We start from the raw sequence: 24,920 nt of genomic DNA, 5'->3' as shown, positions 1-24,920 counted from the left end.
TCGGGGCAAGCAGAAGGGCGGCACCGGCTCGCGGTGCCGCCCTTCTCGTACGACCAGTGCCTCAGCCCAGCAGGCCGCCGATCGGGTTCCTGTTCCCGCCGCTCGTCGGCTCGCTCGTGCCGGTGCCGCCGTCACCACCGCCGCTGCCGCCGCTGCTGCTGCTGGAGCCGCCCGAGCTCGTGGGGCCGGAGCTGGTCGACGGCGGGGCCGCGGGCCTCGACTGGGTCGGCGTACGGGTGCCGGTGCCCTGCGTCGCGGTCGGCCGGCTCTCCTGGGTCCGGCCGGTCTCCCGTACGGTCTCGCTCGGCTCGGCCGTCTTGTCCTTCTCGCTCTCCCCGCTCGCGCCCTCGGTCGCCGTGGGCTTGGGCTGCGTGGAGGCGGACCGGGACGGGGTGCGCTCGCCGGGCTCCTGGGGGAGCGTCCGGCCGGGCAGGTGGTTGATCGGGTCGTCGTTCGGGCCGGGCACGGTGACCATCTCCGCCGACCGTACGGCGCCGCCGAGCACCGAACCGATGAGCAGCGTGAGGCCGACGACGACGGAGGCGACGAGCGCCCCCCGCCGCAGGACCCGGCGGCGCAGCTCCCACAGCTCCGAGCGGGGGCCGAGCGTGCGCCAGGCCTCGCCCGCGAGGCGGCTGTCGATGGAGTAGACGGGCGCGCCCGCGATGATCAGCGGGGACCAGGCGGCGAGGAAGATGATGTCGGCGGAGTCGTAGACCGGGACGGTCTTCCAGCTGACGGTCAGGAGCAGGGCGGCCGACAGGCCGGCGCCGATGACGGCGGCGACCCGCTGCCAGAGGCCGAGGACCGTGAGGACGCCGACGACGACCTGGAGGAAGGCGACGGTCAGTCCGGCGCCGACCGGGTGCTGGAGGGCGAAGTCGCGCAGCGGTTCGGCGAGGGCCCAGGGGTGCAGGGAGTTGAGCCACTTGACCATGGAGCCGCGCTCGCCGCCGTCGAAGTAGACGGGGTCGCAGAGCTTGCCCATGCCGGCGTAGATGGAGATGAAGCCGAGGAAGACGCGGAGCGGGAGGAGCACGACGCCGAGGTTCATCCGGCGCCCGGGGTAGTAGGCGTGCCGGACCGGGTCGGCGCCGTGGCGGCGGCCGCGGAGCTCCTCGTCGTCGCCGTCTCCGTAACCCGCGTCGCCGTACGAGCCCTCGCGCGACAGCTCGTACGGGCTGTCGTAGGGCTGGTCGAAGGCGCCTTCGGCGCGCCGCATCGGGGGCAGCAGCGGCGTCTGCTCGGCGGGGACGACCGGGGTCTCCATGGTGTCGCCGATGCGCGGGATGGCCTGCGTGGCGCCCGCGTCGAGGTGCGCGGGGGGCTCCAGGGTGGAGACGGAGGACTCCCGCACGGCCTGGAGCAGCCCGGTCGCCCCGGGGGAGGACTTGCCGGTCCACACGACGGGGCGGCGGCGCCCGGCGGCCCCGCCCGCCGCGGCTGATGCCGCTGCCGCTCCGGCGAGGGCCGGACCGCGGGAGGCGGCGAACTTCGGCTGCTGGGTTGGGGCGAGCCGCACACGGAAGCTGGCGTGGTTCACGATGACCTGCGCGGGATCGGAATCCACCTTGAGCATGCTCAGCGCGGGCTGATCGTCGAACCCCGGCCGGGGCGTTCTGGTGTCCACACTCATCTAACCGAGTGACGCGGGGTTTGGACACTGCCTTGACGGGCCCTGAATGTCCGAGACCCGTCAAGATCACGCCAAGCGTGCGGGAGCACGGGAAAGGGCCCAGCTCAGCGAGCTGGACCCGGTCCCGTAGCCGTGCGGCGAGGTCAGTTCGCGCGGCGGCGGGCGACCTCGTAGAGGACGATGCCCGCGGCGACGCCGGCGTTCAGCGACTCGGCGCCACCGGGCATCGAGATGCGGACGCGGTAGTCGCAGGTCTCGCCGACGAGGCGGCCCAGGCCCTTGCCCTCGCTGCCGATGACGATGACGACCGGGCCGTCGAGCGCCTCCAGGTCCTCGACCGTGTGCTCGCCGTCGGCGGCGAGGCCGACGACCGTCAGGCCCTCCTTCTGGAAGCCTTCGAGGGCGCGGGTGAGGTTGGTGACGCGGGAGACCGGCGTACGGGCGGCGGTGCCGGCCGAGGACTTCCAGGCACCCGCGGTCATCCCGGCCGCGCGGCGCTCGGGGACGACCACGCCGTGGCCGCCGAAGGCGGAGACGGAGCGGACGATCGCGCCGAGGTTGCGCGGGTCGGTGACGCCGTCGAGGGCGACGATCAGCGGGTCCTCGTGGGCGTCGTAGGCGGCCGCCGTGAGGTCCTCGGGGTGCGCGTACTCGTACGGCGGGACCTGCAGGACGAGGCCCTGGTGGTTCAGGCCGTTCGTCATCCGGTCCAGCTCCTGGCGCGGGGCCTCCATCAGGTTGATGTTGCCCCGCTCGCCGGCGAGCTTCAGCACGTCGCGGACGCGCTCGTCGTTGTCGATGAACTGCTGGACGTAGAGCGTGGTCGCGGGAACGCCGTCGCGCAGCGCCTCGAAGACCGGGTTGCGGCCGACGACCATCTCCGAGGTGCCCTTGGGGCCGCCTCGGCGCGGGGCGGGGCGCCGGGCGGCGGCCTGCCGGGCCTGGGCGTTGGCGACACGGTTCTTCTTGTGCCCCTTGCGGGCGGAGGCGGGCGGCGTGGGGCCCTTGCCCTCGAGGCCCTTGCGCCGCTGGCCACCGCTGCCGACCGTCGCGCCCTTCTTGTTGGACGTGCGGCGGTTCCTGCGCTGGCTGTTCCCGGCCATGACTACCTAATCCTCGGTGTTGCGTACATAGGTCTGTAAGTGAAGTGTGCCGCCCGGCTCCCCGAGCGGCACATTCTCTGGTGAATCAGCGGTTGCCCAGCGTCCAGCGGGGGCCGTCGGGGCTGTCCTCGATGGCGAGGCCGGACTGGCCGAGCTGGTCGCGGATCGCGTCGGCGGTTGCCCAGTCCTTGCGCTCGCGGGCCGATTCGCGCTGCTGGAGCACCATGCGTACGAGCGTGTCGACGACGCCGTGCAGCTCCTCGCCCCGGTCGGACTCCTCGGCCCAGTGCGGGTCGAGCGGGTCCAGACCGAGGACGCCGAGCATGGCCCGGACCTCGGCCAGTCGGGCGATGGCCTCGTCCTTGTCGTCGGCGGCGAGCGCGCTGTTGCCCTGGCGGACGGTCGTGTGGATGATCGCGAGCGCCTGCGGGACGCCCAGGTCGTCGTCCATCGCCTCGGCGAACGCGGGCGGCACCTCGGGGGCGGGCGGAACGGTCTTGCCCGCCTTCTCGGTGACGCGCTGGACGAAGCCCTCGATGCGCCCGAACGCGGCCTCGGCCTCGCGCAGGGACTCCTCGCTGTACTCGATCATCGAGCGGTAGTGCGGGGTGCCGAGGTAGTAGCGCAGGACGATGGGGCGCCAGTGCTTCACCATCTCGGAGACGAGCACCGAGTTGCCGAGCGACTTCGACATCTTCTCGCCGCTCATGGTGACCCAGGCGTTGTGCACCCAGTACGAGGCGAAGTCGTCGCCGAAGGCCTTCGCCTGGGCGATCTCGTTCTCGTGGTGCGGGAAGATCAGGTCGAGGCCGCCGCCGTGGATGTCGAAGGCGGAGCCCAGGTACTTGTGGGCCATCGCCGAGCACTCCAGGTGCCAGCCGGGCCGGCCGCGGCCCCACGGCGTCTCCCAGTCGGGCTCGCCGGGCTTGGTCGCCTTCCACATGGCGAAGTCGCGCGGGTCGCGCTTGCCGGAGACGCCCTCGTCGGGCTGGCGCAGGTCGTCGAGGTCCTGGTTGGAGAGCGCGAGGTAGCCGGGGAAGGAGCGCACGTCGAAGTAGACGCTGCCGTCGGCCTCGTAGGCGTGACCGCGCTCGATGAGTCCGCGCATCATCTCGACCATCTCGGTGACATGGCCGGTGGCGCGGGGCTCGTAGGTGGGCGGCAGGCAACCGAGCACGTCGTAGCCGGAGTTGAAGGCGCGTTCGTTCTCGTAGCCGATGGACCACCAGGGGCGGCCCTGGTCGGCGGCCTTGGCGATGATCTTGTCGTCGATGTCGGTGACGTTGCGGACGAACGTGACGTCGTAGCCGCGGTGGTCGAACCAGCGGCGCATGATGTCGAAGTTCAGCCCCGACCGGATGTGCCCGATGTGCGGGGCTGCCTGGACGGTGGCACCACAGAGGTAGATCGAGACGCGGCCCGGTGTGAGCGGGGTGAAGTCACGGATCTGCCGGGCGCTGGTGTCGTACAGGCGAATGGTCACCACTCCAGGGTAGTGGGCGTGTGGTAGTGCCCCGCGACCTATTCGGGTTCGCGGGGCAAATTGTGGGTATGCCCGGCCGACTTCCCGACGGCCGTGGGTGGGCCCGCCAGGCGGGGCGGTACAGCGGATCGCCGGACGAGCAGTACACCCGTACGCCAGGGGGCGGTACACCCGTACGGCAGGCGGGGCGATACACCGGACCGTCAGGCGGTGCGGTACACCAGGGCCGTCGCGATCGCGGCGAGGCCCTCCGCGCGGCCGGTGAGGCCGAGACCGTCCGTCGTGGTGCCCGAGACGGAGACGGGCGCGCCGACCGCCGCGCTCAGCGCCTTCTGCGCCTCGTCGCGGCGCTTGCCGACCTTGGGACGGACGCCGATGACCTGGACGGCGACGTTGCCGATCTCGTACCCCTCCGCGCGGACGATCCGGGCGGCCTCCGCGAGCAGCGTGACGCCGGAGGCGCCGGACCACTCGGGGCGGGAGGTGCCGAAGTGGGCACCGAGGTCGCCGATGCCGGCGGCGGAGAAGAGCGCGTCGCAGGCGGCGTGGGCGGCGACGTCACCGTCGGAGTGACCGGCGAGCCCGTACTCCTCGCCCTCCCAGAGGAGGCCCGCGCACCACAGTTCGCGGCCGCGCTCGAAGGCGTGCACGTCGGTGCCGATGCCGGTACGGGGGATCAGAGGGCGCTCAGAAGCCATCGTTGGCCCTCCGGCGGGCGAGTACGGCCTCGGCGAGGACGAGGTCCAGCGGGCGGGTCACCTTGAACGCCTCCTCGTGGCCGGGCACGACCACGACGGGCGCGCCGAGCCGCTCGACCATGCCCGCGTCGTCCGTGGCCCCGTCACCGGTGAGGGCGACGGTCGCGTGGGCGTTGACGAGGGTCTCGTAGGCGAAGCCCTGCGGGGTCTGGACGGCGCGCAGCCGGGAGCGCTCGGGGGTGGCGACGACGCTCTCGGGGTCGCCCTTGGTCGCGGCGGGCTCGACCTCCTTGACGGTGTCGGCCACCGGCAGGGCGGGGACGACGGCGACGGCCCCGTCGCGGACGGCCTCGATGACGGAGTCGACCGTGTCGACGGGGACGAGCGGGCGGGCCGCGTCGTGGACGAGGACGGTGCTGACGCCCTCGGGGAGCGCCGCGAGACCGAGGCGTACGGACTCCTGACGGGTGTCGCCGCCGGGGACGACGAGGTAGTCGGTGCGCTCGGGCAGCGCGTGGTCGTCGAGGAGGTTCTTCACCTCGGCGGCGCCGTCGGCCGGAGCGACCACGACGACGAGGGAGACGGCGCGGGAGGCCGCCATCGCCCGGACGGCGTGGATGAGCATGGGGGTGCCGTTCAGCGCGCGGAGCGCCTTGGGGGCGCCCGGGCCGAGGCGCACGCCCCGGCCCGCCGCGGGGATCACCACGGCGGTCCTGGGGGGACGCGTTTCGTCTGTCATCGGTTGCACTCCGGCAGGTTTGTTTCCTCGGCGGACATGGGTATGGCCCTGGGGGTGCCCCCCGCCGAAGGCTGGGGGGAGTGCCGGCGCAACGCCCTGACCGGGCCCTTTCCGTGACGACGGTCGGAGCGTGGCGCGTGGCACGAGGGACGTTCCATAGGACGCGAGGGGGCTGGGGGATACGGGAGTTTCGTGGACGGACGCGTCACGAGACGGACGTCACCCGGGGCCCGGACGGCCGGACGTCAGCTCGGACGCCGCCTGGGGCTCATGAGACGACTTCGCGGCGCTCGCGACGCATGAGACGAAACATGCCGCAGCGCCCGGCGGCAGCACTGTGTGGGGCACAGCACGCCAACGGGCACCGCGGCATCGCTTCATTCAGGACGCGAGGACCTCGTCGAGGAGAGCCTCGGCCTTGTCCTCGTTCGTGTTCTCCGCGAGCGCCAGCTCGCTCACCAGGATCTGCCGAGCCTTGGCGAGCATACGCTTCTCACCTGCGGAGAGTCCGCGCTCGCGCTCCCGGCGCCAGAGGTCGCGGACCACTTCGGCGACCTTGATGACATCGCCGGAGGCGAGCTTCTCAAGGTTCGCCTTGTAGCGACGGGACCAGTTCGTGGGCTCCTCGGCGTACGGCGCGCGCAGCACCTCGAAGACCCGGTCGAGCCCGTCCTGACCAACTACATCGCGAACACCGACGAACTCCGCATTGTCCGCCGGCACACGAACCGTCAGGTCGCCCTGGGCGACCTTGAGCACCAAGTAGGTCTTGTCCACGCCTTTGATCTGGCGAGTTTCGATGGCCTCGATCAGCGCGGCCCCGTGATGGGGATAGACCACGGTGTCGCCAACCTTGAACGTCATGTGACAGGTACCCCTTCCGTGGCTATCCAGGGTAACACGGATACGGCTTCTTCTGAATGGCGTTTTCGCAGGTCAGGGCATATCTCGGGGCTTGACAACAGCAACGCGGACGTGCTGCGGAGGGCTTCCGGAGGGCGGTATTCGCAGGTCGGAGCGGCTGCGCGGACGGAGAGAAACGCGGGCGTCACGCCGGCCCGAAGAGCTCCGGAGAGGGCGGGTTGCCCCGTTTTGCCGGGTTCAGAGTGCACCTCTTCACGTACTCCGTTCGAGGATCGGTCACCCGTGCGGAGGCATCCCGGACCGAATCCCGAATTGATCACCCATCGGTGTGAGACGAGTTTTTCCGCGACACGGGCGACGGAATGCGAGGACGGCCGCCGAATTGATCAAGTCGGTTATGTGAACGGAGCCTCAATGCGACGTGATCCGGCCGTCGTGAGACGGGTTCGGGAAGGGCCCGGGGGCCGGCCGGGGCGGGTGCGTCGCGTGGCGGGTGCGTGAAGGGGCGGGTCGGGTGCGGGACGGAGAGGGTGGCTCGGTAACCTAAGCGCGCTGACGCACCTTTAGCTCGCCCTTAGCCGGTTGGTCCTGTGCACGACTCCAGCCGGCTTGTCCATGCCCGTCCGTACGTCCTAGGAGATGCCGCCGCCGTGAGCCGCAGCCTTCGACGCGGCGCCCTCGCCGCCACCGCCATCGTGATCTCGATCGCCTCGCTGTCCGCCTGTGGCGCCGGCAACGACGCGCAGACCCTCGGCGTCCGGCCGGACAACGCCGCCGTCACGGTGGAAGACGTCAAGATCCAGAACGCTCTGGTGATCACCCAGCCGACCGCCGGCGCGAAGGGCCCCGCCGTCGTCTCGGCGACGGTGTTCAACAACGGCAGCACGCCGCAGACGCTCGACTCGATCACCCTGGGCGGCTCCACCGCTCCGGTGAAGCTCAAGGCCGCCACGGGCTCGGGCCCGATCACCATCGCCCCGGGCGGCTCGGTCGTCATCGGCGGCCAGGGCAACGCCTCCGCCACGATCGAGAACGGCCACGAGGCCGTGAAGGACGGCGGCGCTCAGGAGCTCGTCTTCAAGCTGAGCAAGACGGGTGACGTGACCCTCCAGGCCTTCGTCGTCCCGGCGACCGGCTACTTCAAGGACTTCGGCCCGGCCGAGATCCCGCAGCCCCCGGCCGCCAAGCCGACCGGTTCGGCCAGCCCGACCGGGACGGGCGAGGCGGGCCACGGCGCGAAGCCCGGTTCCACGGCCACCCCGTCGGGCACGGCCACGCCGACGGGCACGCCGACCGGCACCGCCACGCCGACGGGCGGCGCGAGCCACGGGGCCGGTCACTGACCGGAACGTAGAACGTCAAGGGGGCGCCCCATCGGATCACTCCGACGGGGCGCCCCTTTCACGTACGTACGAGACCGAGAACGGCACAGGACTCACAGCTGAGCGTTTACGGCTCAGGGCTTAACGCCACGGCTCGTGGCTCACGGCTTACGGCTTACGGCTTACGGCTTACGGCTTACGGCTTACGGCTCGAACTTGTAGCCCAGGCCGCGGACCGTCACCAGGTAACGCGGGGCGCCCGGGTCGGGCTCGATCTTCGCCCGCAGGCGCTTCACGTGGACGTCGAGGGTCTTGGTGTCGCCCACGTAGTCCGCACCCCAGACGCGGTCGATCAGCTGCATACGGGTCAGCACGCGCCCCGCGTTGCGCAGCAGCATCTCCAGGAGGTCGAACTCCTTCAGCGGGAGGTCGACCTTGCCGCCGGCGACCGTGACGACGTGGCGGTCCACGTCCATCCGGACCGGGCCGGCCTCCAGGGCGGCGGGGGTGACCTCCTCCGGCTCACCGCGGCGGCGCAGGACCGCGCGGATGCGGGCCACGAGCTCCCGCGAGGAGAAGGGCTTCGTCACGTAGTCGTCGGCTCCTATTTCCAGCCCGACGACCTTGTCGATCTCGCTGTCCTTCGCGGTCACCATGATGACCGGGACGTTCGAGCGGCCGCGCAGCTGGCGGCACACCTCGGTACCGGGCAGGCCGGGCAGCATCAGGTCGAGGAGGACGAGGTCCGCCCCGTTGCGCTCGAACTCGTCGAGGCCGTCGGGCCCGGTCGCGGCGACCGCGACCTCGAAGCCTTCCTTGCGGAGCATGTACGACAGGGCGTCGCTGAAGGATTCCTCATCCTCGACGACGAGCACTCGGGTCACGGAAGGACCTCCGGGGCAGGGAGCGGGTCGGTCATGAGATCGGGGGTGGGGGAGGCGGAGGCGGATGATCGGCGGTCCCGTACGGCGCCCGCCTCGGGCAGCCGCAGGGTGAAGGTGGAGCCTTGGCCCTCGCTGCTCCAGACCGTGACCTCTCCGCCGTGCGAGGCGGCCACGTGCTTGACGATGGCCAGGCCGAGCCCCGTACCTCCCGTGGCGCGCGAGCGGGCCGGGTCGACGCGGTAGAAGCGTTCGAAGACCCGCTCGCGGTCCTTCTCGGAGATGCCGATGCCCTGGTCGGTCACCGCTATCTCGATCAGGTCGCCGCCGGGTGCGGCCACGCGGCGGGCGGCGATGCCCACCCGCGTACGCGCCGGGGAGTAGTTGACGGCGTTCTCGACGAGGTTGCCGAGGGCCGCGGCGAGCTGGCCGCGGCTGCCCCAGACGTGCAGGTCGGCGGTGCCTCCGGAGGCCATGGTGATCTGCTTGGTGGAGGCGGCGTGCCGGGAGCGGTCGATGGCCTCGGCGACCAGTTCGTCCACCCGCACCGGCTCGGAGTCCTCCAACGGGTCGTCGTTCTGCACCCGGGAGAGGTCGATGAGCTCCTGTACGAGGTTGGTGAGCCGGGTCGCCTCGATCTGCATGCGGCCGGCGAAGCGGGTGACCGCCTCGGGGTCGTCCGAGGCGTCCATGACGGCCTCGGAGAGCAGGGAGAGCGCTCCTACGGGAGTCTTGAGCTCGTGACTCACGTTGGCGACGAAGTCGCGTCGTACCGCTTCGATACGGCGGGCCTCGGTCAGGTCCTCGACCAGGAGCAGGACCAGGCGGGAGCCGAGCGGCGCCACCCGGGCGGAGACCGCGAGGGCCTCGCCTCGGCCGCTGCCGCGCCGGGGCAGGTCGAGCTCGACCTGGCGTATCTCCCCGTCCCGGCGGGTGTCGCGGGCCATGTTGAGCATGGGCTCGACGGCCAGCTTTCCGCCGCGGACCAGACCGAGGGCGTACGCCGCCGAGCTGGCCTTGACCACGGAGTCGCTCTCGTCGAGCACGACCGCGGAGGAGCGCAGCACGGAGAGCACGGTGTCGACACCGGGCGGGAGCACGGCGTCGGTGTGCAGGGAGGTCCGGGTGGGTCGCGCCTGGTCGCGCTCGCTCCAGCGGAACGCCAGCATGGCGATCACGCCGGTGCACACCCCGGCGATCGCGGCCAATGCGGCGACCGCCGCGTTCACGTCCATGCCCTCAAGGTTATGCGGCAGGACAGACACTCTCCCAGCCGTCCGAGTGGCTGCTCGAACAGTCGTCGCCCAGAGTTCACCGTGGGGACTGTGCCGGTTCATTTGGACCGAGCGGGAGCACGGCGCAGGTCGCCCAGAGTTCACCAGGGTGAAAGGGGTCATTCACTTGGGGTGGACGCGCCTGACTTGTAGGGGCTCGAATCTGGGAGCGTGGGGGTCCGAGCACCACGGGGACCCCGGTCATCTGTGAGAGAGGGACATCGATGCGGGACGCGTACCACGAGGAACTTGACTCGATCGGCGAGGGCCTGGTCGAGATGGCCCGCCTGGTCGGGTCCGCGATCGGGCGCGCCACGACGGCCATGCTCGACGCCGACCTGAAGCTCGCGGAGAGCGTGATCGCCGCGGACCAGAAGGTCGACGACCTGCAGCACGACCTGGAGGCCCGTGCGATAGCGCTGCTGGCCCGCCAGCAGCCGGTGGCGACGGACCTGCGGATCGTCGTCACCTCGCTGCGGATGAGCGCCGACCTGGAGCGCTCCGGCGACCTGGCGCAGCACGTCGCGAAGCTGGCGCGGCTGCGGTTCCCGGCGACGGCGGTGCCGCGCGACCTGCACGCGACGATCCTGGAGATGGGTCAGCTGGCCCAGCGCCTGATGGCGAAGGCGGCGGAGGTCATCATCACGAAGGACGTCGACCTGGCGCTCCAGCTGGAGCAGGACGACGACGAGATGGACCTGCTGCACCGGACGCTCTTCCAGCACCTGATGGACGACCGCTGGAAGCACGGCATCGAGACGGCCGTCGACGTGACGCTGCTCGGCCGCTACTACGAGCGGTTCGCCGACCACGCGGTGTCGGTGGCGAAGCGCGTCGTGTACCTGGTGACGGGTGAGCACGCGGACGAGCTGCAGCCGACGGACGCGCCGGTCGAGGGCGCGTAACGCTCGGGACGAGCTGGGCGGGGTGGCGTTCGCACTCCTGTGCGCCGTTGATGCGCCCGGGAGGATGGGCATGCAATGGGGGGAGGCGACGTACGCCTCCGAGGAGGGACCCATGGCCGATTCCGCCACCACCGACGTCCAGCAGGTGATCCCGCGCGACGCGGTGCTCCTGCCCGTTCTCCGTCTCAGCGGCTGCTCGTGCGGTCCGGGCTGCAGCTGCGGCTGCCAGTCCGGCGGGCCGTGCCAGTGCGGGGGCTGCTCCTGAGGAACGCGTGGGCCCCGCCCGGAGGACCGGGCGGGGCCGCGCGCGTGTCCGGCGGGACCGCACGTGTCGGGCGGAGGCTTCCGCCCCGCCCCGCACTCACACGTCGAGGACGCCGACGGTCTGCCGGCCGCCGGTCTTCGCCCCGCCCCTACTCACACGTCGAGGACGCCGACGGTCTGACCGCCGCTGGTCTCCCCCGTCGTGCGGAAGCCCAGCCCGAGGTAGAAGCCCTCGGGCCCGTCCTCGCCCGGCTCCCACGTCACGTACATGGGCCCGCCGCCCCGCCGCCGTATCTCCTCGCGTACGGCCTCGACGGCGAAGCGCCCGTACCCCTTGCCCTGCCGGTCGGCGGCGACGTTGAGCCGCCAGAGCCCGCTGCGGCGGTCGTCGGGGTCTTTCTCCGGGGCCCATGGGATGTCCAGGAAGGCCATGAGGAATCCGACGATCTCGTCACCGTCGAGGACGAGCCGGGGCCATGCGATCTCCCCGAAGGCGTACGCCTCCGCCAGCGAGTGCGCGACGGGGGCGACGTTCTTCTCCTGGTGGGGGTGGACGCGCAGGGCGAGCGCGACGTCGACGTTGTCGGGGGTGATCTTCTCCAGCCGGAGCGAGGTGGCAGCCATGGCGCGAGGCTATCGAGGCGCCGGAACTACAGGTAAGGCTGGGTGATCAACTCGATGGCGTGACCGGCGGGGTCCTTGAAGTACACGCCTCGGCCGCCGTGCCCGTGGTTGATCTCGCCCGCGAGCCGCATCTGCGGATCGGCCCAGTGCTCGACACCGCCGTCGCAGAGCCGCTGGTACGCGCGGTCGAAGAGCTCGTCGTCGATCAGGAACGCGTAGTGCTGCATCTGGATCTCGAAGGGCGGCTCGGCGAACTGGAGCAGAACGCCGTCGGAGAGCTGGATGTTGACGAAGGGGCCCCAGGACGGCGCCTCGGGGAGTTCCAGCAGCTCGCGGAAGAAACGAGCGGACTCGTCGCGATCCTTGGCGGCGATGATGGTGTGGTTGAAGCTGACTGCCATGTGGTGTGACCTCGCTGTGTGTTCGGCACGAAGGGTGGACTCGGGGTGCGAAAACGCCCGCGGAGGTCCACGTGCCGAACGAAGGGGTCGCCGTACGGGCTGATGCCGTACGCGCCCCCGCTGCGGGATCAGCCTTCCACCGGCTGACCCATCCGTGCGTGGCGAAGAGTCGCCGATCCGGTGATCACATCGGGGACCTTACGCGATGCGTCGCGCGCCGACAACGGATTACTTCCTCATGGCGAGTTGGCGACATGAGCAAGCAACGCGAGGCCCTGGTGGCCCGCAGAAGGCTCACAAGCAGGAAGAAGCCCCCTACCCCGCCCGAGAGCGGCAGGTAGGGGGCCCTTTCGTGGCTGTGGGCTACTTCTTGCCCTGGTTCTTCACGGCCTCGATCGCCGCCGCGGCCGCCTCCGGGTCGAGGTAGGTGCCGCCCGGGTTGAGGGGCTTGAAGTTTTCGTCCAGTTCGTAGACCAGGGGGATGCCCGTCGGGATGTTCAGGCCCGCGATGGCCTCGTCAGAGATGCCGTCCAGGTGCTTGACCAGGGCGCGGAGGCTGTTGCCGTGGGCCGCGACCAGGACCGTGTGGCCGTCCAGGAGGTCCGGGACGATGCCGTCGTACCAGTACGGCAGCATGCGGTCGACGACGTCCTTCAGGCACTCCGTGCGGGGGCGGAGCTCCGGGGGGATCGTCGCGTAGCGCGCGTCGTCCGACTGGGAGAACTCCGTGCCGTCCTCGAGCGCCGGCGGCGGGGTGTCGTACGAGCGGCGCCAGAGCATGAACTGCTCCTCGCCGAACTCCGCGAGCGTCTGCGCCTTGTCCTTGCCCTGCAGCGCACCGTAGTGCCGCTCGTTCAGGCGCCAGGAGCGGTGGACCGGGATCCAGTGGCGGTCGGCGGACTCCAGCGCCAGCTGCGCCGTGCGGATGGCGCGCTTCTGGAGGGAGGTGTGCAGTACGTCGGGCAGCAGGCCGGCGTCCTTGAGCAGCTCACCGCCGCGGACCGCCTCCTTCTCGCCCTTCTCGGTGAGGTTGACGTCCACCCAGCCGGTGAACAGGTTCTTCGCGTTCCACTCGCTCTCGCCGTGGCGGAGGAGGATCAGCTTGTACGGTGCGTCGGCCATGCGTCCGAGCCTAATCGACGCCCGAGGCGCCGTGCGCACCGCCGACGGTTGACGCTCACCGTCAATTCGGTGGCGCCGGGCGGAGCCTCAGCCGTAAGTTACGTCTGCTGGTAGCGACGCTTACATCCACGGGGGGCCGTCCACACATGTCCATCGACTCGCTCAGGCGATCAGCCCGCGCCACCGTCTCCGGGCTCCCCCGCGGGTTCTGGTGGCTCTGGCTCTCCACCCTCGTCAACCGGACCGGCGCCTTCGTCCTGACGTTCCTGTCGCTGTACCTGACCGAGGAGCTCGGCCACTCCGCCTGGTACGCCGGGCTCGTCGTCGCCCTGCACGGCCTCGGCGGCGTCGCCGGTTCCCCGCTGGGCGGCACCCTCACCGACAAGTGGGGCCGCCGTCCCACGATGGTCACCATGCACCTGGTGACGGCCTCCTGCGCCACCGCCCTCGCCGTGGTCACCACCGCCTGGGGTGTCGCCGCCGTCGTCCTGCTCATGGGCGTCTCCATGCAGGCCGTCCGGCCGTCCATCCAGGCGACCATCACCGACATGGTCCCCGAGCACGACCGCCGCCGCGCCTTCGCCCTCAACTACTGGGCCCTCAACCTCGGCTTCGCCGTCGCCGCCTTCGGCGGTGGCGCCGCGATCTTCCTCGGCTACCGCACCCTCTTCCTCGTCGAGGCCGTCGCGGTCACCCTCTGCGCCCTCATCGTCTTCCTGCGCCTGCCCGAGACCCGGCCCGAAGCCAGGCGGAACCCCGCCGGCGAGCTCGTCGAGAAGGACCGCGTCAGCGTCCTCGACGTTCTGCGCGACGCCCCCTTCCGTACGCTCGTCCTCCTCAACCTCCTCGTCTGCCTCGTCTTCACCGCCCCCTGGGTCGGCCTGCCCCTCTCCATGGCGGCGGCGGGGCTCGAACCCTCCGCGTACGGCGCCGTCATCGCCGTCAACGGTGTCGTGATCGTCGCCTTCCAGCTGCTGGTCAACAAGGTGACCGAGAAGCGCTCGCCGGCGATGCTGCTCACCGTCTCCGCGCTGCTCTTCGCCGTCGGCACCGGCGCCACCGCGCTGGCCGGCACGCCGCTGGTGTTCGCGGTCACCGTCGTCGTGTGGACCATCGGCGAGATGGTCCACGTCCCGACGAACGCCGCCGCCACCGCCAAGCTCGCCCCCGAACACGCCCGCGGCCGCTACCAGGGCGTCATGGGCATGTCCTGGGCGCTGTCCGGCTTCCTCGCCCCGATCCTCGCCGGATGGGTCGTGGACGGGCCGGGTCCGGACTTCCTCTGGATGGGCACCGCCGCCATCGGAGCTCTCGCCGCCATCGGTTACACGACCCGGCTCCGCAAGGCCCTCGCGGACGACGGCCCGACGGACGACCCCTTGCCCGGAAAGACCGCCGCCGACGGCACGCCACGGGCCGCGCGCGAGGCCGAGACCCAGGACGCGACCTCGTAACGCACCGGCTCGCCACGTACCGCCCGGCTCAGGAGTGGGCGCGGAGGAAGTCGCGTACGACCCGGTTGAACTCCTCGGGCCGTTCCAGGTTGCTGACGTGCCCCGCGCCCGGGATCACGACCAGCTCGGTGTCCGGGATCGCGTCCTGGAACTGCCGCGCGACGGCCAGGGGCGAGCGCGCGTCCAGCTCTCCCCAGAGCAGCAGGGCGGGCACCGAGACGGTGGGCAGGAGATCCCGCTGGTCCGTCTCGGCCATGAGGTGCAGTTGTGTCCGCATGGTCTCCGGGCGTACGACGGCCGCCATCGCGTCCAGCAGCGGTACGTACGCGGCGGGCGGCGCGCCGGCGAAGAGGCCGGGCAGGGTCGGGTCGAACGCACCGCGCGGCGCGGCCAGCATCCGGCGCGCGCCCTCGACCCGGGCCCGTACCTCCTCGGCCGGCAGGGAACCCTTCCAGCCCGCGTAGGTGTCGACGAGGAGCAGTGTCCGCACGAGGTCCGGGTGGTGGCGGTAGAACTCCAGGGCGACCGTGCCGCCCCAGGACAGACCGGCGATGTGCGCCGGACCGAGCCGCAGCGACTCCACGACCGCGGCCAGACAGTGCGCGTAGTCCGCGAGGCCGAAGGTCTCGGGGATGCCGGAGGACCGCCCCGCTCCCGGCTCGTCCCAGGCCACGACCGTGAACGCGTCCGCCAGCCCGTCGAGTTGGGGCCGCCAGATGCGGGCGTCCTCCGCCGCCCCGTGCAGGAACACCACGGGCGGCCCCGCACCCACGCGGTCGTACGCGACCTCCACCCCGTTGACGTGCACCGTCGCCATGGCTTCAGGGTAGGCCCGCCCGTCGGACGCCGCCGGTCAGCGCCCGAGCAGGCGCTGCGCCTCGTACAGGTTGCGGGGGCGGATCGCCCCCGGGCTTCCGTACGCCTCCACGCGCGCGTGGAGCTCGCCCGTGAAGTCCGGTACGTCGATCTGGTCGAACTCGGTGACCTCACTGATGCCGACCGTCGCGCTGTACGGGGCGATCGTGTCGATCTTGACCAGGCCGGCCCGGCCGTTCGTCACCGTCACGTTCCAGTGCGTGAAGCGGGCGCCGTACAGCGGGCCCGCCGAGGCGTCGCCGCCGTGCCGCCCGTTGTTCTCGACGGTGATCTCCGTCCGTACGTTGGCGAACGGCATGCCCCGGTGCGTGTCGAAGGTGCCCATCTCCATCACCCCGCGCGACCAGACGTTGTGGCTGGAGAGCCCCTCCACGTTGATGCCGTGGAGCTGCGTCCCCGCAGGCGCCGGGACCGTACGGGCCGCGATGCGGAAGTCCTCGATCAGGTTGTCGTGCGCGCCCTCGCGGCAGAAGTACGGGTGGTGGGAGCCCCGGCCCTCGACCCGGGTACGGCGCAGGGTGCAGGCGGAGGCGGCGACGAGACCGAAGCCGTTGTCCACGTGCCGTACGACGACGTCGTCGGCCCAGCAGTCGTACGCGCACTGGAAGGTGACGCCGTTGTGGCCCCTGTCGAGGAGGTGGGCCGACTGGGGCGTCTCGACCGCCTCCAGCGTCATCCTCTCCACCCCGGCCCCCGTCAGCGGCTCCGCGAGCGTGGTCAGGCGCGGGTCCCACTCCGGGCGTACGTCGAGCGGGAGGGGGCGTTCGAACGTCACCGTCCGGCCGCGTACGGACGCGATGCGCACCGGCCATTCGTAGGGGACGTAGCTCGTCAGCTTGGTCTTGTCGTCCCAGTGGTACGACTCCGCTCCGGCGCCGCCGCCCGCCATGTGCTCCAGGAGCGTGTGGCCGGCGTCGTCGGCCACGCGGAGCAGAACCACCTGGCCCCGGCGTACGGCTGAGGGGTCGTCGACCGTCACCGACCAGTCGCCGCGCCGGGCCGAGCGGACGGTCGTCAGGGTCTGCCACTCGTCGCGCTTGTTGCCGGTCCAGCCCTCGAAGGGCCAGGCCCTGGCACGGATCGCCGCGACGAGGGAGTCGAGCCGGGCCTTGGGGGCGAGCCAGATCAGGCCGCCGGCCCAGGACCAGGCGGACTTGTCGCCGCCGTAGCGCGAACCGTACGTGCCGATCAGCTCGGTGAGGTTCTTCGTCGCGATCAGCTTCGTACGGCCGGAGCCCGCGCCGCGCAGGACGACGTCGCTGTGGCCGATGCGGAGGAAGTCGTCGATGCGGTACGTACCCGGCGGGACGAGCACCGTGCCACCGCCGCGCTCCCCCGCCTCGGCGAGGGCCCGGTTGACGGCGGCGGCCGAGTCGGCGGAGCCGTCGGGGACGGCGCCGTAGGAGAGGACGTTCGCGACGACCGGCGGCCGGCCGAGCCGGGTGGCGCCCCTACGGGCGCCGGCGCGGCCGACGTAGGGGATCTGGGGGTGGGTGTAGGGGGCGCCGGTGAACTCGTCCCACAGCCGTGACGATCCCGTGGGGCGGAAGCCCGTCGTCGTCGCCGCCACCCCGACGGCCACCGCACCGGACACGAACTGTCTCCTGCTGATTCCCATGAGCCCGCCTTTCATGGATGTGAACGTCATTCAGATGTGCGACGGCGGCGAGCATGGCACGGCCGGGGCGGGTACGGAAGGGGGTGTGATGGAAGGCAGAAGGTTCGGAGGGGTTCGGACGCGCGGGCGTTCCTACGACTCCTACGGCTTCTACGGCTTCTTGGTCAGATGTGTGAACGCGTCGAGGTTCCGTGTCGACTCGCCGCGCGAGACCCGCCACTCGTACTCGCGCCGGATCGCGCTCGCGAAACCCAGCTCCAGAAGCGTGTTGAAGGAACCGTCCGCCGCTTCGAGCACCGAACCGAGCAGCCGGTCCAGCTCCTCCGGAGTGACGGCCGCCAGCGGAAGTTTGCCGGTCAGATAGATGTCGCCGAGGCCGTCGACCGCGTAACTCACGCCGTACAGCTTGAGGTTGCGCTCCAGGAGCCAGCGGTGGACGCCGGACACGTTCTCGTCGGGGTGGCGGATGACGAACGCGTTCAACGAGAGGGAGTGACGGCCGACCTTGAGCGAGAGCGTCGTGAAGAGCTTGCGGGTGCCAGGGAGTTTCACCACGTACGAGCCCGGCTCGGGGGACTCCCACTCCAGTTCGGCGTCCTTGAAGGTGTCCTCGATGACCCGCCGTACGTCCTCGGTTCGCCCAGCTCGCTCAGCCATGATGCGAGCGTACGCGACGGCGGTGATCGTGCATCGCCGCCGTGTACACGTCCGCCGTGCCCGAGGCCGCCGTGTCCCAGCCGAACGATTCCGCGTGCCGGGCCGCCGCCGCGCCCATCCGGTCGCTCAGCGCCGGGTCCGCGACGAAGCGGCCGAGCGCGCGGGCGTAGTCGGCCGGGTCGTGGCCCTGGACCAGGAAGCCGGTGACGTCGTCCCGTACGGCGACCGGCAGGCCGCCCACCGCCGCCGCGACGACCGGGGTCCCGGCCGCCTGCGCCTCGATGGCGACCAGGCCGAAGGACTCGCTGTACGAGGGCATGACCAGCACCGACGCCGCCCGGAACCAGTCCGCGAGGCGGTCCTGGCCGACCGGCGGGTGGAAGCGGACGATGTCCGCGATGCCGAGACGGGCGGCGAGCTTCTGGAGCTTCTCGGGCTTGGCGAGGCCGCTGCCGCTGGGCCCGCCGACGACCGGGACGACCATGCGCGAGCGCAGCGACGGATCGCGCTCCAGGAGCTGGGCCGCGGCCCGCAGCAGGATGTCGGGGGCCTTCAGCGGCTGGATCCGGCCCGCGAAGACCGGGATGAAGGCGTCGGCGGGCAGCCCGAGGCGGGCCCGGGCGGCGGCACGGCCGTCGGTCGGGCGGAAGTGGTCCAGGTTCACGCCGGGGTGGACGACGGCGACCTTGGCCGGGTCCGCGTCATAGAAGCGGACGAGTTCGTCGGCCTCCTCGGAGGTGTTGGCGATCAGCCGGTCGGCGGCGTCGACGATCTGCGTCTCGCCGATCACCCGGGCCGCGGGCTCCGGCGTGTCGCCCTCGGCGAGCGCCGCGTTCTTGACCTTGGCCATGGTGTGCATGGCGTGGACGAGCGGGACGCCCCAGCGCTCGGCGGCGAGCCAGCCGACGTGGCCGGAGAGCCAGTAGTGGGAGTGGACCAGGTCGTAGTGGCCGGGGCGGTGGCCCGCCCAGGCCTGCATCACGCCGTGCGTGAAGGCGCAGAGCTGGGCCGGCAGCTCCTCCTTGGCCAGCCCCTCGTACGGCCCCGCGTCCACATGCCGTACGAGAACGCCCGGCGCGAGCTCGACCACGGGGGCGAGGCCGCCGGTGGTGGCCCGGGTGAAGATCTCGACCTCGATGTTGATCGCGGCCAGCCGCCGGGCCAGCTCGACGATGTACACGTTCATGCCACCGGCGTCGCCGGTGCCCGGCTGGTGGAGCGGCGAGGTGTGCACGCTGAGCATGGCCACGCGGCGCGGACTCCGGTGACGTCCGGGGAGCCGAAGCCGGGAAGGCGTCGCCAGAGAGCCGGCGAGCCGGGAGACGTACTGGCTCACGTCGACGGTCCTTCCGCTGGGTGGGTGCTTAGCGGGCACGGCAGGGTTCTACGGGCGGGGCGGGTCCTGCTGGTGGGGCGGGTCCTGCTGGTGGGGCGGGTGCTGCTGGAACTGCGGGTACTGCGGGCACAACAAGGCGGGTACTGCGGGCACAACAAGGCGGGCGCTCTGGGCACCTTCCACGCCGCACAACACCGGAATCGCACCATCCATTTCCGCTTTACCAATTCATTGCCGTGCCGGACGGCGTGGCATTCCCCGCCCGCCCCGGGCCGTACCCTCGTCTCTATGGCCCCGCGCACCACCCGCCCCGGCGTTGCCCGCCCCGTCGGCACGGCGACCCGCGGGACCACCAATCCGAACCGCCTGCGGCGCATGGACCGCTGGATCGCCGCCACGCACGGGCCGGCCCTGCGCCGCTCCCCCGTGCCGCCCGTCGCCGTCGACCTGGGCTACGGGGCCGCCCCGTGGACCGCCGTGGAGTTGCTGGACCGGCTCCGCACGGCCGATCCGCGTACCGAGGTCGTCGGCATCGAGATCGAGCCGGCCCGGGTCGCCGCCGCGAAGCCGTACGAGCGCGAGGGCCTCACCTTCCTGCACGGCGGCTTCGAGGTCCCGGTGCCGGGCGAGGTCGCGCTGATCCGGGCCGCGAACGTGCTGCGGCAGTACGACGAGGACGAGGTCGCGGCGGTGTGGGTGCGGCTGTGCGCGCGGCTCGGGCCCGGCGGGCTGCTCGTCGAGGGCACCTGCGACGAGATCGGGCGGCGCCATGTGTGGGTGGCACTCGACCGGTCCGGCCCGAGGACGGTGACCTTCGCGACCCGGCTCGGCTCGCTCGACCGGCCCTCGGACCTCGCGGAACGGCTGCCGAAGGCGCTGATCCACCGCAACGTGCCCGGTGAGCCGGTCCACGCGTTCCTGCGGGACTTCGACCGGGCATGGGCGGCGGCCGCCCCGTACGCCTCGCTGGGCGCGCGGCAGCGCTGGATCCGGGCCGTACGCGACCTGGGGGCGGACTGGCCCCTGACGGACGGATACCGGCGGTGGCGCCAGGGCGAGGTGACGGTGCGCTGGGAGGCACTCGCTCCTCGCGCGTAGCCGACTGCGGTCGGAGGGCAGCGCGGGGGGACGGCAGCGCGGACGGCAAGGCCGCGCGGTCGGCCACCTGCACCCGCCGCGGGGACAGCCGCGGGCCAATTGCCGGTGAATTCCCACCCGATCGGGAACGCAACCCCCTCCCCGCCCGTCCCGTCTGGGGGAGAGTGACCCGACAGGGCCCGGTATCCCCTGTTGCTTTCACGTCACGCATGGCACTATCGCCAAGGTCGCCACCAAGTTACTGACGGTAAATCAGATACCGGTGCGGGCCGTACGAGGGGGAGTTTGTGAACCGACGCCGCTGTGTCAACGCCGCGATCACCGTGGTCTGTGCCCTGACGGTGCTGGCCTCACCCGCGCTGACCCTTCAGGCCTCGGCGGCCCCGTCGGCCCCATCCGCCCCGAACGCACCGGCCGCACCGAAGGCCCCCGCCGCCCCGCTGCCGCCCACCGCGCCGAAGAAGACCCTCGAAGAGGTACGCAAGGAGATCGACGGCCTGTACCGGCAGGCCGCCGCCGCCACCGACGCGTACAACCTCGCCGAGGAGCAGACCAAGGAGCAGTCCGCCGAGATCGTGCGGCTTGCGCAGATGATCGTGGCCGGCAACGAGAAGATCGACGCGCTCAAGGCCCAGGCCGGCGCCGCGGCCCGCGCCCAGTACCGCAACGGCGGCCTGCCCGACGGTGCGCAGTTCGTCCTCACCGACGACCCGCAGCTCTTCCTCGACAACGCCGGCCGGTTCAAGGAGGGCCAGAAGGCCACCAAGGACCTGCTGGCCGAAATGACCCGGACCCAGGCCCAGTTGACCGTCTACGCCAAGGACGCGGGCACCAACTGGACCAAGCTGGAGGCCAACCGCGTCAAGCAGGCCGAGGCGAAGAAGGACATCGACGGAAAGATAGCGGCGGCGAAGAAGCTGGAGTCCGAGCTGGCCGCCGATGAGCTGGAGCGGCTGCGGCGCCTTGAGGAGCAGGAGCAGTACCGCCTGCAGACCGCCTGGGTGGACACCGGAGTCCTCAAGGGCCTGAACACCACGGCCACGCCGCAGGGCAAGCGGGCGGTGGAGTTCGCGACGGCGCAGATCGGCAAGCCGTACGTCTGGGGCGCGGAGGGCCCGGACTCGTACGACTGCTCGGGGCTGACCCAGCGGGCCTGGGGCGTGGCCGGCCGGCCCATCCCGCGCACCTCGCAGGAGCAGTGGCGGCTGCTGCCCAAGGTGGACATCAAGGACATGCGGCCGGGCGACCTGATCGTCTACTACAAGGACGCCAGCCACATCGGCATGTACGTCGGGAACGGGGCGATGGTGCACGCGCCGCGCCCGGGCCGGGACGTCACGCTCGCGGGCGCGGGCTCGATGGAGATCCTGGGCGTGGTCCGCCCGCAGTGACGCCGGGGTCGGGGGCGGGGGCGGCAGTCGCCGGACGCACGTGACGCCGTTCACGTCGTCCGCCCGGAGCGGAGGCTTCCGCGTACCGCCCCGGCGTGATGTTCGTCATGGCCCCGAGGGCAACAACCTCCCCATGCGCGGCATATGCCAACGGCTCCTCCGTGCTCGTACCGTGATCACCATTCCGCTCCCCCGCGCGGTACCGCTATGGTCCCCGTCTGGCGGGACGTCGTTCGTCGCCCCGCCGCGCCCTCGGGGGGAGGGAAGGAAACCGCGACCGATGCCCGTACCCGTACCGCGCCAGAGAATCGTCTCTGCTGCGGCGCCCGGCGCCGTTGTCACCGCTGCGACCGGCACCGGCGGCAACGACCTCACCCTTCTGGTCGTCGAGGACGACCCGGCGGGTGCCCTCGCCGTACCCGAGATGCTCGACGCCGGCGACGGGACCCGCGTCCGGATCCGTACCGCCCGCAACCTCACCGAGGCCGAGCGGCTGCTCACCGACGACGTCCACTGCGTCCTGGTCGACCTGGCCCTGCCCGACCCCCGCGCCGCCGGTGACGACCCGCTCGCGCCCCTGCGCCACATCCTGCGGCTCGCCCCGCGCCACGCCGTCCTGGCACTCGCGGCCTCGACGGACGCGGAGCTGGCGGCGGAGGCGGTACGGGTCGGCGCCCAGGACCACCTCTTCCGCGAGGAGCTCGACGGCCGACTGCTGAGCCGGGCGATCCGGTACGCGGTCGAGCGCAAGCGGGCCGACGCGGTGCAGGTGAAGCTGACCGAGTCGCGGCTGCGGGCCCAGGAGAACGCCCGCCTGGAGCGCGGGCTGCTGCCCACGCCGCTCCTGGAGGGCTCCGACCTGCGGTTCGCCGCCCGCTACCGGCCCGGCCGCTCGCGCGCCCTGCTCGGCGGCGACTTCTACGACACCGTCCGTACGCCCGACGGCACCGTCCACGCCATGATCGGCGACGTCTGCGGGCACGGCCCGGACGAGGCGGCGCTCGGCGTGGAGCTGCGCATCGCGTGGCGGGCGCTGACCTTCGCAGGCCTGTGCGGGGACGAGCTGCTCTCCACGCTCCAGCGGGTCCTGGAGCACGAGCGGGAGAGCGAGGAGATCTTCGCGACGCTCTGCACGGTCGACATCGCCCCGGACGGCCGCCGGGCGGGCCTCTGCCTGGCCGGCCACCCGGCGCCGCTGATCGCCCGCAAGGGCCGCCCGGCGCGCCTGCTGCCGTACGAGGACGGCGGCCCGGCCCTCGGCCTGCTGCCGCGCGCCCGCTGGCCGCGCCGCCAGGTGGAGCTGGGCGGGGCGTGGAGCCTGCTGATGTACACCGACGGCCTGATCGAGGGCCGCTCGGCGGGCCCGGGCTCGCCGCGGCTCGGGCAGGACGGGATGGTCGAGATGATCAACCGGCAGCTGGCGGAGGGCCTGCGGGGCGAGGACCTGCTGGAGGCGGCCGTGGCGGAGGTGCGCTCGCTGAACGGCGGCGAGCTGACGGACGACGTGGCGGTCCTGGCACTGGAAAGGGCCCGGGGATGACCCCGGGCCCCTGAGAGGTTCCCCCGCACGCCCTACGGCTCTACCGGCCGCCGTTGTAGGGACCGTACGGCCCGTCGCTGCTGGATCCGCCGCGTCGGCCGCCGCCACCGCCGCCGGAGACCTGCTTGATGGCAGGCCGGACGTCGACCATGAAGACGATCGCGGCGATGAGCCCGGCGATCTGCAGGAAGAGCATGGGCAGCAGCAGGTTCAGCGCCAGGTTGATGCCCAGAAGGATCAGCCAGAACTTCTTGGTCTGCTTGTCGGCGGCCCGGTACGCGTCCTCGCGTGCCATGGCCGCGAAGACGAGCGCGGCGACGGCCATGCCGATGAAGACGAGGCCGATCACCAGCCAGATGATGGAGTCGAATCCTTCGCGCAACATGTCTGAACCGCCTCGTGAGTGGGTGGAGCGCCTCGCGGCCAAGGTACCCGCTACAACGCACGGGTCACCCTGATTGGTGCCCCGGTTACTTCTCGGTGGCGGTGACGTTCTTCTTGGCGGGGGTCTTGCGGGCCGTGGTCCGGCGGGCGGAGGCGTTCTTCGCGGCGGTCTCGTCGGCCGCGGCGTCCTGGGCCGGCACCTCGGCCTTCGTCTCGGGCGCGCGCTCCGGCTCCGGCTCGACGACGACGGCGATCTCGGTGATGTCCTCGGCCATCTCGCCGCGCCACGCCCTGACGGCCTCCTCGCCGTGGGCGGCGACCTCCTCGTACTTCTCGCGCGCCTTGACCGCGTACTCGGCGGCCACGCCGACGCCCCGCAGGGCCAGGTCCTGGGCGGTCTCGCCGAGCTTCTTCAGGTCGGTGTCGAGGCTGCCGACGACCTCGGCGAACTTCGACTGGACGGTGGCCTGGGCCTCCTTGGCCCGGCCGGTCACCTTCTCCTGCACGACCTTGGGGTCCGTGTTGCGCACGGCGTCGATCCGCGCGGGCGCCTCGGCGGCGATCTGCTCGATAAGACCGGGGACCTTCTTGGCCTGCTGGACGGCGAGGTCGGCGGTACCGGCGGCGAAGTAGAGGGGGGTACGCAGTTCTTCGATGATGGCCATGGTGGTGGTCCTCCCGGATGTGTACGTACTAGCTCGCGGTGGGTTCGGCATCGGGACCGGCGTCGTCCCCGCCGGCAGCGGCCTGGTCGGCGGCCGCCTCTGCGGCGTTCTCCTTGCGGAAGGAGTCGTAGATCTGGAGCAGTACCTGCTTCTGCCGCTCGTTGATCGAGGGATCGGCCAGGATGACGGCGCGCGTCTCCAGCTCGTCCCGCTCCTTCTCGTCGAGGATCCCGGCCCGCACGTACAGCGTCTCGGCGGAGATCCGCAGCGCCTTGGCGACCTGCTGCAACACCTCGGCGCTGGGCTTGCGCAGGCCGCGCTCGATCTGGCTCAGATAGGGATTGGACACCCCGGCGGCCTCCGCGAGCTGCCGCAACGACAGCTGCGCGGTGCGCCGCTGCTCGCGGAGGTACTCGCCAAGATTGCCGACGTTGAGCGATGCCATGCTGCGACCTTGCCACCCCGCGCTAACTATTGCAAGCACCCGCTTGCAATAGCGTCGCGCCTCACCACGGGGGCCGGACCCCGGCCGAGCCGTCAGGCCGTGGCCGGGGCGTCAAGCCGTCACCGAGTTGTCAGGCTGCG

General features: G+C 71.6%; 25 protein-coding genes. 7 read left to right on the top strand and 18 right to left on the bottom strand.

Features of this window, described 5'->3' with window-relative positions:
- Positions 1-61: 61 nt before the first annotated feature.
- The 6 genes from ACWF79_RS02810 to ACWF79_RS02785 all read right to left on the bottom strand — a co-directional run bounded on the left by ACWF79_RS02810 (position 62) and on the right by ACWF79_RS02785 (position 6,523).
- Positions 62-1,636 carry a DoxX family membrane protein gene (locus ACWF79_RS02810; protein WP_453726256.1) on the bottom strand — a complete coding sequence of 525 codons (1,575 nt, stop codon included), beginning with the start codon at positions 1,634-1,636 and terminating at the stop codon, positions 62-64.
- A 143-nt stretch (positions 1,637-1,779) separates the two neighbouring features.
- Entirely contained in the window at positions 1,780-2,739 is a 960-nt protein-coding gene (rlmB, locus tag ACWF79_RS02805; protein ID WP_453726255.1) for a 23S rRNA (guanosine(2251)-2'-O)-methyltransferase RlmB, read from the bottom strand.
- An 85-nt stretch (positions 2,740-2,824) separates the two neighbouring features.
- On the bottom strand, positions 2,825-4,222 hold the full coding sequence (gene cysS, locus ACWF79_RS02800) for a cysteine--tRNA ligase (RefSeq protein WP_453726254.1): 1,398 nt from the start codon (positions 4,220-4,222) through the stop codon (positions 2,825-2,827).
- Positions 4,223-4,425: 203 nt separating this feature from the next.
- Positions 4,426-4,920, bottom strand: a complete 495-nt coding sequence (ispF, locus tag ACWF79_RS02795) for a 2-C-methyl-D-erythritol 2,4-cyclodiphosphate synthase (protein ID WP_453726253.1) — start codon at positions 4,918-4,920, stop codon at positions 4,426-4,428.
- Complete coding sequence (ispD, locus tag ACWF79_RS02790; RefSeq protein WP_453726252.1) at positions 4,910-5,659, bottom strand: 2-C-methyl-D-erythritol 4-phosphate cytidylyltransferase; 750 nt, start codon at positions 5,657-5,659, stop codon at positions 4,910-4,912. Before ispD ends, ispF begins: the two co-directional genes overlap by 11 nt.
- A gap of 381 nt (positions 5,660-6,040) precedes the next feature.
- Positions 6,041-6,523 carry a CarD family transcriptional regulator gene (locus ACWF79_RS02785; protein WP_003953493.1) on the bottom strand — a complete coding sequence of 161 codons (483 nt, stop codon included), beginning with the start codon at positions 6,521-6,523 and terminating at the stop codon, positions 6,041-6,043.
- Positions 6,524-7,173: 650 nt separating this feature from the next.
- Between ACWF79_RS02785 and ACWF79_RS02780 the strand changes: the two genes are divergently transcribed.
- Positions 7,174-7,866, top strand: coding sequence for a DUF461 domain-containing protein (locus ACWF79_RS02780; RefSeq protein WP_453726251.1), 693 nt, complete (start codon positions 7,174-7,176; stop codon positions 7,864-7,866).
- Positions 7,867-8,048: 182 nt separating this feature from the next.
- Here the strand turns inward: ACWF79_RS02780 and ACWF79_RS02775 are convergent, their stop codons facing one another.
- The gene (locus tag ACWF79_RS02775; protein WP_015035162.1) at positions 8,049-8,729 is read right to left on the bottom strand and encodes a response regulator transcription factor; all 681 of its coding nucleotides are present in this window, start codon (positions 8,727-8,729) and stop codon (positions 8,049-8,051) included.
- Positions 8,726-9,961, bottom strand: coding sequence for a sensor histidine kinase (locus ACWF79_RS02770; RefSeq protein ID WP_453726250.1), 1,236 nt, complete (start codon positions 9,959-9,961; stop codon positions 8,726-8,728). Before ACWF79_RS02770 ends, ACWF79_RS02775 begins: the two co-directional genes overlap by 4 nt.
- A gap of 263 nt (positions 9,962-10,224) precedes the next feature.
- On the opposite strand from ACWF79_RS02770, the gene phoU reads away from it, so the two are divergent.
- Together phoU and ACWF79_RS02760 are read left to right on the top strand one after the other, a co-directional pair.
- A complete protein-coding gene (gene phoU / locus ACWF79_RS02765) occupies positions 10,225-10,905 on the top strand; it encodes a phosphate signaling complex protein PhoU (protein WP_453726249.1) in 681 nt (226 codons plus the stop codon).
- Positions 10,906-11,017: 112 nt separating this feature from the next.
- Positions 11,018-11,170 carry a hypothetical protein gene (locus ACWF79_RS02760; RefSeq protein WP_453726248.1) on the top strand — a complete coding sequence of 51 codons (153 nt, stop codon included), beginning with the start codon at positions 11,018-11,020 and terminating at the stop codon, positions 11,168-11,170.
- Between the two features lie 152 nt (positions 11,171-11,322).
- Here the strand turns inward: ACWF79_RS02760 and ACWF79_RS02755 are convergent, their stop codons facing one another.
- From ACWF79_RS02755 to ACWF79_RS02745, 3 genes are all read right to left on the bottom strand, one after another.
- Entirely contained in the window at positions 11,323-11,793 is a 471-nt protein-coding gene (locus tag ACWF79_RS02755) for a GNAT family N-acetyltransferase (RefSeq protein ID WP_453726247.1), read from the bottom strand.
- Positions 11,794-11,819: 26 nt separating this feature from the next.
- A complete protein-coding gene (locus ACWF79_RS02750) occupies positions 11,820-12,194 on the bottom strand; it encodes a VOC family protein (protein WP_453726246.1) in 375 nt (124 codons plus the stop codon).
- 363 nt (positions 12,195-12,557) lie between these two features.
- Positions 12,558-13,316, bottom strand: coding sequence for a phosphoglyceromutase (locus ACWF79_RS02745; protein WP_392094839.1), 759 nt, complete (start codon positions 13,314-13,316; stop codon positions 12,558-12,560).
- 146 nt (positions 13,317-13,462) lie between these two features.
- Between ACWF79_RS02745 and ACWF79_RS02740 the strand changes: the two genes are divergently transcribed.
- Positions 13,463-14,770 (top strand): MDR family MFS transporter, encoded by a 1,308-nt coding sequence (locus tag ACWF79_RS02740; protein WP_453726245.1) that lies wholly within the window; start codon positions 13,463-13,465, stop codon positions 14,768-14,770.
- Positions 14,771-14,798: 28 nt separating this feature from the next.
- Here ACWF79_RS02740 and ACWF79_RS02735 read toward each other — a convergent pair whose 3' ends face one another.
- The 4 genes from ACWF79_RS02735 to mshA form a co-directional block, all read right to left on the bottom strand.
- Positions 14,799-15,587 carry an alpha/beta fold hydrolase gene (locus ACWF79_RS02735; RefSeq protein WP_453726244.1) on the bottom strand — a complete coding sequence of 263 codons (789 nt, stop codon included), beginning with the start codon at positions 15,585-15,587 and terminating at the stop codon, positions 14,799-14,801.
- 36 nt (positions 15,588-15,623) lie between these two features.
- On the bottom strand, positions 15,624-17,264 hold the full coding sequence (locus ACWF79_RS02730) for a glycosyl hydrolase family 28-related protein (protein ID WP_453726243.1): 1,641 nt from the start codon (positions 17,262-17,264) through the stop codon (positions 15,624-15,626).
- Positions 17,265-17,414: 150 nt separating this feature from the next.
- Positions 17,415-17,921, bottom strand: coding sequence for a YbjN domain-containing protein (locus ACWF79_RS02725; protein ID WP_453726242.1), 507 nt, complete (start codon positions 17,919-17,921; stop codon positions 17,415-17,417).
- Positions 17,914-19,257 (bottom strand): D-inositol-3-phosphate glycosyltransferase, encoded by a 1,344-nt coding sequence (mshA, locus tag ACWF79_RS02720; RefSeq protein ID WP_453726241.1) that lies wholly within the window; start codon positions 19,255-19,257, stop codon positions 17,914-17,916. Before mshA ends, ACWF79_RS02725 begins: the two co-directional genes overlap by 8 nt.
- A 288-nt stretch (positions 19,258-19,545) precedes the next feature.
- Between mshA and ACWF79_RS02715 the strand changes: the two genes are divergently transcribed.
- The 3 genes from ACWF79_RS02715 (at position 19,546) to ACWF79_RS02705 (ending at position 23,286) form a co-directional block, all read left to right on the top strand.
- The gene (locus ACWF79_RS02715) at positions 19,546-20,355 is read left to right on the top strand and encodes a class I SAM-dependent methyltransferase (RefSeq protein WP_453726240.1); all 810 of its coding nucleotides are present in this window, start codon (positions 19,546-19,548) and stop codon (positions 20,353-20,355) included.
- Positions 20,356-20,642: 287 nt separating this feature from the next.
- Positions 20,643-21,746 (top strand): NlpC/P60 family protein, encoded by a 1,104-nt coding sequence (locus tag ACWF79_RS02710; protein WP_453726239.1) that lies wholly within the window; start codon positions 20,643-20,645, stop codon positions 21,744-21,746.
- Between the two features lie 280 nt (positions 21,747-22,026).
- The gene (locus ACWF79_RS02705; RefSeq protein WP_453726238.1) at positions 22,027-23,286 is read left to right on the top strand and encodes a PP2C family protein-serine/threonine phosphatase; all 1,260 of its coding nucleotides are present in this window, start codon (positions 22,027-22,029) and stop codon (positions 23,284-23,286) included.
- A gap of 40 nt (positions 23,287-23,326) precedes the next feature.
- Here ACWF79_RS02705 and ACWF79_RS02700 read toward each other — a convergent pair whose 3' ends face one another.
- The 3 genes from ACWF79_RS02700 to ACWF79_RS02690 all read right to left on the bottom strand — a co-directional run bounded on the left by ACWF79_RS02700 (position 23,327) and on the right by ACWF79_RS02690 (position 24,780).
- A complete protein-coding gene (locus ACWF79_RS02700; protein WP_453726237.1) occupies positions 23,327-23,671 on the bottom strand; it encodes a DUF2516 family protein in 345 nt (114 codons plus the stop codon).
- A gap of 85 nt (positions 23,672-23,756) precedes the next feature.
- Positions 23,757-24,335: a hypothetical protein gene (locus tag ACWF79_RS02695; RefSeq protein ID WP_453726236.1), complete on the bottom strand. Its 579-nt coding sequence runs from the start codon at positions 24,333-24,335 to the stop codon at positions 23,757-23,759.
- Between the two features lie 28 nt (positions 24,336-24,363).
- Entirely contained in the window at positions 24,364-24,780 is a 417-nt protein-coding gene (locus tag ACWF79_RS02690) for a helix-turn-helix domain-containing protein (RefSeq protein WP_453726235.1), read from the bottom strand.
- Positions 24,781-24,920: the final 140 nt, after the last annotated feature.

The sequence above is a fragment of the Streptomyces sp. NPDC054975 genome, assembly GCF_053609105.1.
This window is presented reverse-complemented; position numbering and strand designations above follow the sequence as displayed.